Source organism: Marinobacterium sp. xm-a-152, from assembly GCF_013282965.1.
GTDB lineage: Bacteria > Pseudomonadota > Gammaproteobacteria > Pseudomonadales > Balneatricaceae > Marinobacterium_E.
In genome coordinates this window covers 312,849-325,262 of record NZ_WBYI01000001.1, presented here as the reverse complement: position 1 = coordinate 325,262, position 12,414 = coordinate 312,849, and the positions used below count along the sequence as shown (strand labels likewise).

Sequence of the window (12,414 nt, the reverse complement as noted above, 5' to 3'; positions counted from 1 at the left end):
GGGTATGTACTTCTGCGTTTGTTATAGTCTGCGTCATGGTCCGTCTCCTTTGGATAAAAGTGTGGTAACTAATATCCTGGCACATTGTGATGCCGTTTAAGAAGCGGGACGGACCATCCCATTAGACCCCGTACTGAGATAAGGCTCCAACAGGTCGCTTCGCCCTTTGGGCTAGCTCCTACAATAAGGTTGGCATGTTGGAGCGGTCTTAAAAAGGCCGCGATGCTCCAACAATTTTATTCACTCTCTTTCAGCGCATCGGTCGCTTTTTTACGCAACACCAAAGAATAAAGGTCGGTTCGACGGTCCTTACCGTTGGTTACGGACCCTTTCTCCCTTACGTCGTACAACGAATCCAAGTTTAAATCGGCTATTAGTGCCATCTCAGTATTGGGTGTACTCTCCGCGATGATGGCATCGTGCGGGAAGGCGAAATCTGACGGCGAATAGACAGCCGACTGAGCATATTGGATATCAACATTGTGTACCTGAGGTAGGTTGCCGACACTGCCTCCGATGACGACATAGATCTCATTCTCAATGGCACGCGCCTGTGCACATCGCTGTACTCGAAGAAATCCGTTCTTTGTGTCTGTCCAGAAGGGGACAAAGAGAATGTCGATGCCCTCGTCGCGCAACAGTCGACCCAACTCAGGAAATTCAACGTCGTAACAGATCAGTATGCCGATACGGCCTGCATCAGTATCAAAGGCCTGAAGAGTGTCACCCCCCTCAATGACCCAGTCACGACGTTCGTGCGGTGTGATGTGGAGCTTCGGTTGCACCTCTATGCTGCCATCACGACGGCATAAGTAGGTATTGTTGTAGAGAGTGTCACCTTCCAATACCGGGATGCTGCCCGAGATGATGTTGATGTTATAAGCGACGGCAAAGCCAGAGATCGCTTCAATGGTTCTCTCGGCATAGCCCGCTAGGAATCTGATCGCCTCATACTGGTTCTCTTGATTGCCGAGCCCCATGAGCGGGGCGTTAAAGAACTCTGGGAACATAATGAAGTCGGCCGTGTAGTCGGCCATAGAGTCGACAAAGTACTCAACTTGAGTTAACCAGTGTTCAAAGGATTCTGTGGTGCGCATCTGCCACTGTATGGCGCTGACGCGAACGGATCGTTTTCTGAAGTTTTCGGCTTGCAGAGACTCATCTTCTGGTTCGTAATCGATGTTGATCCACTCCAGCAGAGTCGCGAAGCCTTTAGACCGCTCATCCTCTGGCAGGTAGTTTCGAAGAATACGTTTCACTTCAAAGTGGTTAGCAAACTGGAAGCTTAGAATGGGGTCATAAGCCTCACGTTTTCGCACCGCTTCGATGTACTCTTTAGGCGTCATCTCTTCAGCGTGCTTGTAGTAGTTTATGATGCGACCGCCCGCTAAAATTGATCGTAAATTCAATTGGATACAGATCTCTTTTCGAGCATCATATAACCTTCGACCTAGTCGATATTCTCGATAATCTGGGTGTACAAACAGATCCAAACCGTAGAGAGCATCACCTTTCTTGTCGTGTTGGAAGGTCTCACGTCGACCGATCAAATCGTCGTAGGTGTGGGCTCTAGTGAAGCGGTTATAAGCACATTGAACAGAGAGCGCGCCAGCCACAATGGTGCCGCGATCTTCAATGACAATTTGTCCTTCAGGAAACTGTTTTAGAAGAAGAGCTAGGGACTCTTTTGGCCAGCTGCCCCCAAGATCGTCGTAGACGCGATCCATCAACTCGACCAGTTGATCTAGATCGTCCATGGTTAGGTTTCGTAGTTTCAGTTGAAGATCTTTTGGGTTTTCGTAGCTCATAAAGGTCTCTTGAACAAATTAAGCACTGTTTAGATAACTTAAGCATAGACCTGTTATGGGTTTTCTCGAAGTTTTATTTACAATGGCGTTTGTGATTATTGGAGGGATACTGTGTCATTGCCAACCCCACCGGACGCTATGTTTCCGGAACTCTTTCTTGCCGTTCAACGTTCAGGCCTTTTTCCTGACTCTAAAACCTTTGTTGATCTAGTGCCTACGGCCACAGCAGATGAAATAAACCAAGCATTCATAGAGTGTAAGAGTGAAGTTGGGTTTGAACTGGCTGACTTTATTCCACGTTTCTTTAAGCGAGAAACCCTTGAGTCATCGGCATCAGAGCGGGGGAGTATCAATCCTCATGAGCACATCGAACAGCTCTGGTCTGTGTTGAAGCGCCCGTCAGATCAGCATGTAGAGGGCAGTAGTTGTATCCCACTGCCTAATCCCTACATCGTGCCGGGTGGGCGATTTAATGAGATCTACTACTGGGATAGCTACTTCACCCAGCTGGGTTTAGTAGAGTCAGGTGACGTGGAAACTGTTCGCCATATGGTGGAGAACTTTGCACATCTTATCGAGACACTCGGTTTTATACCCAACGGCAACCGAAGCTACTTTGCCACACGAAGTCAGCCACCGTTTTTTGCTTTGATGGTCGATCTGCTAGCGAATCAAACCGATGAATCGGTATTGGCTGAATTTCTACCCCATATGATGCGTGAGCATCTTCTCTTCTGGATGGATGGCGCTGCAAAACTCTCTGTTGGTGAATCCCATCGTCGTGTTGTAATGACCGAAAAAGGGCCATTGAACCGCTACTGGGATGACGCCGCCACACCGCGTCAGGAGAGCTTTAAAGAGGATGAGTCACTTGCTAAGGCTTCTGATAGGGATGAAGAGACCCTTTATCGAGATCTAAGAGCGGGGGCTGAGTCGGGTTGGGACTTCTCATCTCGATGGTTCAACGGTGATGATCTCGGTTCCATCTCAACGTCAAACATTATCCCTGTGGACCTTAACTCGCTATTGGTCATGGTAGAGCGAGTCATTGCAAAAGCAGCGTCGATCAAAGGTTTACCAGAACTGTCGAGCCATTATGAGCAGTTGGCTAATCAGCGTGCCGATGCGATTGAATACTACTTCTTTAATGACATTTTAGGCTGTTATGTCGATTTGGACCTAGATGGGTTTAAACAGAGAGACCATCAGTCACTGGCGATGAGTTTCCCGCTATTTGCCGGTATTGCTTCACCACAGAGAGCCGCTTGCGTCGTTGCTAAGTTAAATGAAGAGTTTTTGAAACCTGGCGGTTGGGTAACGACCAATGTTGAGTCGGGAGAACAGTGGGATTCGCCGAATGGCTGGGCCCCTTTGCAGTGGATCTGTTTCCAAGGTTTGAAACAGTACCAGTTTGATGAGTTGGCAGAAGAGGGCGCTAAACGCTGGCTGGCTACTCTAGATCTTGTCTTTAGCCACACGGGCAAAATGTTGGAGAAGTACAACGTTCTCACTCCCGGTGAGATCGCCGGTGGCGGTGAATATACCGTTCAAGATGGTTTCGGTTGGACGAATGGGACTTATTTGGCACTAAAGCGCGCAATGGAGACTTAATTTTGGCACAATCATTGCTTAGTGTTTTGGATAGATCATAAAAGGAATGGATTAAATGAAAACTGTAATTATGGCCGGTGGCTCCGGTTCACGTTTATGGCCACTGTCTCGCTCCCTCTATCCGAAACAGTTTCTAGCCTTGGCAGGCCAACAAACCATGCTGCAGACAACGGCTTCACGTGTGGACGGTATCAGCGATGGAAAGCCGTTGGTGATCTGTAATGAGGAGCACCGCTTCATCGTTGCAGAGCAGATGCGTGCAATGGATACCCAGGCCGATATTCTTTTAGAGCCAGTCGGTCGCAATACGGCACCGGCCATTGCATTGGCTGCACTGCAAGCACTGACGTCTGAAGATGACCCTTTGCTACTGGTGTTAGCGGCGGATCATGTCATTGAGAATGTCGAGGTTTTCCAGCAGCAAGTGAATAGAGCTAAACCCCTTGCTGAAGCAGGTGCCCTAGTGACCTTTGGTATTGTCGCCACGGGACCTGAAACTGGCTATGGCTATATTCGTCGAGGCGCTGCTGAAGCAGAAGGCTATCAGGTAGCGGAATTCGTTGAGAAACCGGATCTTGAGCGTGCGCAAGCCTACGTAGATTCGGGTGACTACTACTGGAACAGCGGTATGTTCCTATTCAAAGCCTCACGTTACATCGAAGAGTTGGGTAAACACCGCCCAGATATCCTAGATGCTTGTACCGCTTCATTAGAAACTCTTACTCCGGATCTAGATTTCGTTCGCATTAATGAAGAGGCGTTTAAAGCCTGTCCAGATGAGTCGATCGACTATGCGGTGATGGAGAAAGCCGACAATGTTGTTGTCGTGCCAATGGATGCTGGTTGGAATGATGTGGGTGCCTGGTCATCGCTATGGGAAGTTACCCCTAAAGATGGCAACGGCAATGCCGTCAGTGGTGATGTTATGACCCACAACACTCAAGACTCCTTGATCAAATCGACCAGTAAACTGGTTGCAACCGTCGGTGTTAAAGACATTGTTGTGGTTGAAACCAAAGATGCTGTACTGGTGGCAGGCAAAGATCAGGTGCAAGACGTTAAAAAGATCGTTGAGCGCTTAAAAGCAGAAGGTCGAAGTGAGTATGAGCTGCACCGTGAAGTCTACCGTCCCTGGGGTAAATACGACTCCATCGACAACGGCGAACGTTACCAAGTTAAGCGCATTACTGTGAAGCCGGGTAATAAACTCTCGGTTCAGATGCACCATCACCGGGCTGAACACTGGATTGTTGTATCGGGTACGGCACGTGTCGGGCGCGATGATGAAGAGATCATGTTAACCGAGAATGAGTCGGTCTATCTCCCGGTTGGCTGTGTTCACTGGTTAGAGAACCCAGGCAAAATCCCACTGGAGTTGATTGAAGTACAGTCAGGCTCTTACCTAGGTGAAGATGATATTGTCCGTTTTGAAGATCTCTACGGCCGTTCTTAACGCATTTGTAATTTGAGTGTGTGACTCTAGCTAGTTGTTAGCAGAGAGACAGACTTAACGATTAGGATTTTTATATGACAAAGATAGCGGTTGCAGGCCTTGGTTATGTGGGCATGTCCAACGCCGTTCTTTTGGCTCAACATAATGAAGTGGCAGCCATAGATCTTGACGAGAATAGGGTAGCACTGGTCAATGACCGCAAAGCGCCTATCGAAGATACTGAGCTTGAACACTATTTAGCCGAAAAAGCGTTAAACCTGGTTGCGACGAGGGATCCTGAAACGGCGTATGCAGGTGCTGAATACGTTATTGTCGCGACACCGACCGATTACGATCCGGTGACTAACTTCTTCAACACTCGCTCAGTTGAAGCGGTGATTTCAGATGTTATTCGCATTAACCCGGAAGCGACGATCGTCATTAAATCGACCATTCCTGTCGGATACACTCGTAATCTGCGTGAAGAGTTCAATTCACCCAATATTATCTTTTCGCCAGAGTTCTTACGTGAAGGTAAGGCGCTGTACGACAACCTATACCCATCACGTATCGTGGTAGGTGAGCGATCTGAGCGTGCAGAGAAGTTTGCTGCAATGCTCGTTGAAGGGGCGCTTAAAGAGGATATCGACACTCTATTCACCGGTAGTACCGAAGCAGAGGCGATTAAACTCTTTGCCAATACCTACCTTGCAATGCGTGTGGCCTATTTCAATGAGTTGGACACCTACGCGCTGTCACACGGCTTGGATACTCGTCAGATCATAGAAGGGGTAGGGTTAGACCCGCGTATCGGCACGCACTACAACAACCCAAGCTTTGGTTACGGTGGTTACTGTCTGCCAAAAGATACCAAGCAGCTACTGGCTAACTACAACGACGTACCCAGTAACTTGATTGGTGCGATCGTTCAGTCCAACACCACCCGTAAAGATTTTATTGCGGACTCTATTCTTAAGCGTAATCCAAAGATTGTTGGCTTGTATCGTTTGGTGATGAAGTCTGGATCCGATAACTTCCGCGCATCGGCCATTCAGGGGGTGATGAAGCGCCTGAAGGCAAAAGGCATTGTGGTCGTTGTCTACGAACCGGTCCTTGAAGAGGATCTATTCTTCAACTCCATCGTTTACAAAGACTTGGATGCATTCAAAGCCGATGCGGATGTGATCGTCTGTAACCGGATGGATGAAGAGTTAGAAGACGTTCTTGATAAAGTCTTTACCCGCGATATATTCAATAGCGACAGTTAGTTTTTAACTAATAAAAAAGGTGGCCAGCTAAATAGCTCGCCACCTTTTTTGTTGTTACTGGACCGGTAAAAGAGTGGCCCTATTTAAATATTCTTTAAGCTTACTTTGATGGCTCTTGCAAAGAGTCGAAAAGGACCAAGCTTCTCGTTCGCCAGCTCTAACCCCCAAAGTTGTCGTTCAAACTCATCGAGTGATTGATTTTTAAACACCGATTGAGGCGTAAACAGACCCTGGGAAATTGGAAGCTCTGTTAGGGGGCGCTCATCTTCGATGGACTCATACTCGCTTCCAAATAGCTTTAGATCCCCATCGATCACCCCTAAAAGCTCAGGCCAGCGTTTTACCCAACCAATATTTGATGTGAAGTTAAGTTTGGTAAACCAGAGCGGGTGTAGACGAGATCCTCGGTTTGAGAGCTGATCTTCTCTATTTAATACCCCCGATTTTTGAGTAATCAATGCCAGTGGCAATGCGACGGGTGCTGATAAGATCATAAGCATAGATGCCACTAATCGTTCGCTGGTATTCGTTTTAACCAATGAGCTGCTGGGTATGATCGGACTAATTAATGCAGGATCTGCAATCTGTATAACACTCTGGTGTTTCAAGTCGACCAGTAAACTGCCCATCGCAATTGAGTCCGTTAAACTGACGTCCTGTCCAACATAGGTACCTGGAAATACAATGGCTCGATTCAGTTGAGCACCTTTATCGACCATAGAGCCTGCCTCAACCGCGGTTTGCGATAAGGTTGCGTTCTGATCAATCATTACATCCCTGCCGATGTAGAGAGGTCCTTCAATTGGGTCTGAGCGACTTGAACTGAAGGTGGGTGTCGCTAGCCATTTGTCATCGTCTGCACGCAACCCCCTAGGAACTAGGCCATAATAATCGCCGTTTAGCAGAGCAAAATAGGCTTTTACGTATGCATCCAGTGACGCGAGTGAGTAGGAATCACTCTGTCTATCTTCACTTCGACTCCACTCTAGGGCGTTTAGTTGTTCAACCGAGTCAGAGTCCAGCGTTAATAGATTACTAATCGCTCCCTGTTCTGTTTTGACGGGCAAAACATCGGCTCGTGCAGCAATCATCTTACCTGTCATTGAAAAGTGCATCCTACTCCAAAAAGCGAGAGGCGGCTCTTCACCGGTTGATAAATGGTAGTTAAGTTTTAGCCCCCAATGATCACCATTGGGTACCGCTTTTTTAATCAGATCAGCGAACTGATTGATCACAATATCTACCTCTTTAACACCCATATCACAGAGCTGCTCAAGCCAGAACTCTAGGGGTGTTTTACCAGCAATGGGTAGCAAACAGATAGGGTAGCGATCATTGAGAGGAGTTAGCTCTTTCCCTTTTCGATCAGCGAAAAGAATGGCACGTTCAATGGTCATTAGTAGGCTCCTTTACCGCTAACTACAGCAGGTATGGTTTTAGCGATCAGCTTTACATCATTCATTGCTGATTGCTGGTTTACATAGGCAGTGTCCAACAGAACCTGCTTATCAAAGGGGAGGTCTGATCGACCTGAGATTTGCCACAGACCTGTTAAACCAGGCATAGCTTCTAAACGAGCGCGGGCTAGCACCGGGTACTGAGCGACTTCAGCTTCTAGAGCGGGTCTCGGGCCAACCAGCGACATATCACCGATCAACACGTTATAGAGTTGTGGTAGCTCATCAATACTGAGTCGACGGATGATGCGACCTATCGGTGTAATGCGAGGGTCTTTTTTCATTTTGAAAATGACGCCGTCAGATGATTCATTCTGTTCCATTAGTGCCGCTTTACGTGCGTCGGCATCGATATACATTGAACGGAACTTCCACATTCTGAACAGCTTGCCTCGGTGTCCTACCCGGACTTGAGAGTAAAAGAGAGGTCCAGGCGAAGTGACTTTTATCCCTACAGCAACGGGAATTAACAGCGGTAATAGCAATAGCAGCCCCAAACCGGCGCCTAATAAGTCAATAGATCGTTTTAAAATGCTTTGCATTTTGCATCGCAATAGCCACAGAGATGACTTGGTTCGTATTGATAGGCGCTTAATGCGGGTTGACCATCCCCACTGTCTTAAAATCGTATTGATACGTGAGTTTCGTTTCTCGTCACTGTTAGGGATTTGATAAAGCGTTCCTACGAAGGTTTTAAAAAATCGCATTGGAGAGAAGAGGACGCTGTGTCTTAGGCGAGATAAGTTAAAGCCCTCACTCACCTCAAAAATAGCATCAAACAGTGGATGCCCCAAAGTGACCAACAGAGGTACTTCACACTTTGATTTTACTCGAGACATTAAACGCTCTTGAAGGGGAGTCTCGAGAGCGAATAGTACCGAGCTTGGGTTTTTCTCTTTGATCTTATCTAAAAACCATTGTGTGCTTTTATCGTATTGTGTATCGCAAATAGTGATCTGGAGATTTAGGTTAGGGTAAAGTTTAGTAATCTCGAGCTCTGTTTTATGCGCGGCTTTTTTATTGTCTGTGAACAAAATGACCGGTTTTTCAAACGCTTCAAGTGATAGCAGTAGCTCTCGATAGAGTGATGAGCTGTTTGCTGACGGCATTTGTCCACGATTAATCAGGTTCATCGATACATTGATACCACGCCCGCGAGGGATGAGCAGATCGACAGATGAAAATGCCTGCTTGAGATCTGCCTGCTCATTCGCCATTGAAAGCCCTGCAGCGTCAATGAAAGAGACTGTTTGACTGCCACTGCTTTGGCGAAGTGAGAGTTCAATGTACTGACGAAAATCTGATTCATTGATTGGAGTGATTGATTCTAATATCTGCATATCATGCACCAACCTTTGCGTTTGAAATTTTCGATGCCTTATCAATCAATTCGGCCTCTTCATCCGTTGTGAAGCTTAAATTTGATTGAATTAGAACGGCGATAGCCGATGGATCAACTTTGGCGGTTCCATTGGAAACTGCCTTAGCGGACTCAGAATCCCAGCAACAGTGACAAAGATCTTTGCTTGTTTCGTAGTGGTTTGATCGGTTAATACCTAGCACTCGTGTCACATACATGCCGTACAGAATGTACTCAGACACAGTCAAAGAGCGCGCAATCGCTCTTGTCCAGTGAGTACCGGTTTCTCTGCTAATGTCCCTTAACATAGCCATCAACGTCTCTCGATCCCATGTGATCAACTGTCCAACGTAATCAGAACCCGCATAAGCTGTGTCGCAGCCGAGCAATTCTCCAGCTTTCGCATGCCATTTAAGGTGAACACCGTAGTCCATATCCCCTGGAATAGAGTGCAGACGTGTGCGTCCTGACTGTTCAATTAAAGAGAGGTCAAGCGGGCGTATGAACTGTAGATCTGAGTCCACAAACATTAAGGTTTTAGCCTTAGTGGAGAAGCCTGCGCTTAGTTTTGTAATCTGTTGCATGACCCAACCGCGTGTTGGAAAACCCCAAGCCCCCAACCACCACTTGTTCGAAAATGGGAGTTGAATAAATGAGTCTGGTACGACAGATTCAACACTGACTACTCTGCGTCGCTCGTTTACGAGCGTTAAAAACTTTTTGAGATCACGTTTAGGAACAATCAAGACATGTTCGTAGATTGAATCAACGAATCTATCCACCGATTCGCACAATCGTTTACAACGATCTAAGTCCGGACCATACGAACAGGTGATTAGCGCCAGTTGATCAGATTGAGAGTTTGAACTCATTACTCACTCCAGTATGCATTTACTGGTGATTAGCATTAATCGTGCCAACTTATATTCATTTATATGAATACATTGGCACGAAATATGCTGTAGAGGTTCAATCGATCAATGTTTGGGTTTACGACTGATGATTTCTCGACTTAAGCACTTTCTAAATAAGGATGCTTTTTTAAAAAATATAATGGTGCTGGCCAGTGGCACGGCGCTGTCTAATGCTTTAACGCTTCTATTTTCATTGGTCATTACACGACTGTATGGTCCTGAACAGTATGGTTATTTAGGTGTTTTCACCTCGTCAATTTATATGTTTGCCCCTGCCATTGCTCTGACCTTACCTATGTCTATCGTACTGGCGAAAAGCGATGCCGAGGCTTGGAAATTGGCTAAGCTATCGCTGTTTATAAGCTTATCTCTATCGACCACTTTACTCATAAGTTTGCTGATCTTTGAAAAAGAGGTCCTGACATTAATAAATGCCGAGTCCCTTATTGGTTTGGGTTGGCTACTACCTGTGGCTATTTTTATTGCTGCGATATTCCAGGTTAATGAACAGTGGCAGATTAGAACTAAGAAGTTCTCCAACCTGGCAAAATCACTCAACATTAGGGCGCTGTTTATTGGAGTGAGTCAAACCTTGATGGGTTTGATTAAAGCCACCGGTGGATGGTTAGTCCTGTTTTATACCCTGGGTATGATGATTCAAAACCTCTATCTAGCGAAGCGATCTGGTCTATCCACTGAGTATGTCACTAAAGATTCCTATCGTGATTTGCTCAAACGCTATTACGATTTTCCAATCTATCGCGCACCACAGGTGCTATTAAACTCAGTCTCGTTGGCTGCGCCTACGTTGATGTTTGCCTGGGCGTTCGGATCAGCTGCTGCAGGTTATTACACCATCGCCTTCGCGCTGTTGACTGTACCTGCAACCTTGTTGGGGAAAAGTGTAGGGGACGTCTTCTACAAAGAGGTTGTTGATAGGGTAGAGCAAAAACAGACTATCACCGCACTTCTTAATAGAACGACGAGAAATTTATTCTTATTGGGCATATTTCCTTTTGGTTTCATCGCTCTACTTGGGCCTAGCATTTTCGCTCTGCTTTACGGCGAAGAGTGGAAAACGTCGGGAGAATTTGCACAATGGATTGCCCTGTGGTTATTGATGATGCTGGCCTCAAGGCCTGCCATTGCATCAGTCCCCGTTCTAGGTCTGCAGGCTCATCTGCTTGCTCATGAAATCGTTTCACTCTCTGTTCGGGTGTTAGCCATCTACCTTGGCGTGCTAGCACAAAGCCCACTTCAATCGATCATCTATTTAAGCATTGCTAACGGTTTTCTCTACGGGACTTTAATCCTGTTTGTCTACCAAAAATCCAAACGCTGTAGTGATTTAACAGGAACCCAATGATGAAAATTCTGCTATTTAATTCTGTCTTCTTTCCTACCAAGCTAGGAGGTGCTGAACAGTCCGTTTATAACCTAGCGGATGGTCTGGTCTCCATGGGTTATGAGGTGGCAGTAGCCAGTATCGTGAAAGATCCCAGCTTGGTTGGTTCTCGGCGTTTAGAAAATGGCGTAAAAGCCTTCTACTTCCCAGATAGAAACATCTACTGGCCTTTCGTAACGCTAGAGACACCCAACAAAGTTAAACGTGTTGTTCAGAAGCTTGCACAACGTCTTCTGGATCTTAGTAATTTTCGTTATCGAAAAGATATTTTATCCGTCATTGATCAGTTTCAGCCAGACATTGTGCATACCAACAATCTTAAAGGAATCAGTGTATTGGTTTGGAAGATTGCTAAGCAACGAGGCTGCAAGGTCGTTCATACCTTGCGGGATTACTATATACAGTGTCATCGAGAGTCGAGAAGAAAAAATGAGATAAATTGCGAAGCAATTTGCAAGGAGTGTAGATGCTATTCGACGCCAAAAAGGTGGGGTTCTGAGCGAGTCGATGGCATCGTAGGGATTAGCAATTTCATCTTAAATAGCCACACCGAAGACGGTTACTTTAAGAAGAGTCATCAGCGAGTTATCTATAACAGCATCTCCCCTAATGACAATTTTGAAGAACAGTCACAGACTCCTCGGTCGAGTGAGGCGAAAGTCTTTGGTTACATTGGTCGTTTGGAGTACGACAAGGGTGTAATGCAGTTGGTTGATCGCGTGAAACAACTGCCTGAAGGGAGTGATTACCGCTTCGTTTTTGCCGGAACTGGAGAGAAAAGGATTGAGTCACAACTGGAGAGTGATCCAGCCATTGATTATAGAGGATTTACAAAACCTGCTGATTTCTTTGCAGAGATCGATGTGCTGATTGTTCCCTCCTTATGGTATGAGCCTATGGGGCGCGTTGTCATTGAAGCCTATGCCCATGGCATACCGGTAATGGTTCATGGTGCTGGTGGATTGCTCGAGCTCGTCAGGCAGGGAGAGACAGGTCTTGTCATAGATATTAACAGCCAATCAGAGTTTGAATCAGCACTGCAAACCTTTGGTCAGTTGGATTACGAAACACTCTCTAGGCACTGTTTAGAACAAGCAAAAAATTACTCTAACCGAGAAATGCTCTCTAAATACAGTGAACTCTATCAGGCTATTTGATT

At 46.3% G+C, this 12,414-nt stretch carries 9 protein-coding genes; 5 read left to right on the top strand and 4 right to left on the bottom strand.

Translation table 11 applies throughout. The features are described 5' to 3' along the window. Window positions 1-236 precede the first annotated feature (236 nt). A complete protein-coding gene (locus XMA152_RS01555) occupies window positions 237-1,808 on the bottom strand; it encodes a bifunctional GNAT family N-acetyltransferase/carbon-nitrogen hydrolase family protein (RefSeq protein WP_173482528.1) in 1,572 nt (523 codons plus the stop codon). A 111-nt stretch (window positions 1,809-1,919) separates the two neighbouring features. Here XMA152_RS01555 and XMA152_RS01550 point away from each other — a divergent pair, with 111 nt between their 5' ends. From XMA152_RS01550 to XMA152_RS01540, 3 genes are all read left to right on the top strand, one after another. Then, on the top strand, window positions 1,920-3,419 hold the full coding sequence (locus tag XMA152_RS01550) for a trehalase family glycosidase (RefSeq protein ID WP_173482527.1): 1,500 nt from the start codon (window positions 1,920-1,922) through the stop codon (window positions 3,417-3,419). A gap of 55 nt (window positions 3,420-3,474) precedes the next feature. Further along, complete coding sequence (locus tag XMA152_RS01545; protein ID WP_173482526.1) at window positions 3,475-4,872, top strand: mannose-1-phosphate guanylyltransferase/mannose-6-phosphate isomerase; 1,398 nt, start codon at window positions 3,475-3,477, stop codon at window positions 4,870-4,872. A 74-nt stretch (window positions 4,873-4,946) separates the two neighbouring features. Continuing rightward, window positions 4,947-6,119 (top strand): nucleotide sugar dehydrogenase, encoded by a 1,173-nt coding sequence (locus XMA152_RS01540; protein WP_173482525.1) that lies wholly within the window; start codon window positions 4,947-4,949, stop codon window positions 6,117-6,119. 83 nt (window positions 6,120-6,202) lie between these two features. Here XMA152_RS01540 and XMA152_RS01535 read toward each other — a convergent pair whose 3' ends face one another. The 3 genes from XMA152_RS01535 to XMA152_RS01525 are packed head-to-tail and all read right to left on the bottom strand — an operon-like array spanning window position 6,203 to window position 9,808. Beyond that, window positions 6,203-7,516 carry a hypothetical protein gene (locus XMA152_RS01535; RefSeq protein ID WP_173482524.1) on the bottom strand — a complete coding sequence of 438 codons (1,314 nt, stop codon included), beginning with the start codon at window positions 7,514-7,516 and terminating at the stop codon, window positions 6,203-6,205. Further along, window positions 7,516-8,916, bottom strand: a complete 1,401-nt coding sequence (locus tag XMA152_RS01530; RefSeq protein WP_173480976.1) for a sugar transferase — start codon at window positions 8,914-8,916, stop codon at window positions 7,516-7,518. Before XMA152_RS01530 ends, XMA152_RS01535 begins: the two co-directional genes overlap by 1 nt. Before the next feature lies 1 nt (window position 8,917). Beyond that, window positions 8,918-9,808: a DUF6492 family protein gene (locus XMA152_RS01525; RefSeq protein WP_173482523.1), complete on the bottom strand. Its 891-nt coding sequence runs from the start codon at window positions 9,806-9,808 to the stop codon at window positions 8,918-8,920. A 127-nt stretch (window positions 9,809-9,935) separates the two neighbouring features. On the opposite strand from XMA152_RS01525, the gene XMA152_RS01520 reads away from it, so the two are divergent. Further along, a complete protein-coding gene (locus tag XMA152_RS01520; protein WP_173480974.1) occupies window positions 9,936-11,216 on the top strand; it encodes a lipopolysaccharide biosynthesis protein in 1,281 nt (426 codons plus the stop codon). Further along, the gene (locus tag XMA152_RS01515; protein ID WP_173482522.1) at window positions 11,213-12,412 is read left to right on the top strand and encodes a glycosyltransferase family 4 protein; all 1,200 of its coding nucleotides are present in this window, start codon (window positions 11,213-11,215) and stop codon (window positions 12,410-12,412) included. The genes XMA152_RS01520 and XMA152_RS01515 overlap by 4 nt, the downstream gene beginning before the upstream one ends. Window positions 12,413-12,414 lie beyond the last annotated feature (2 nt).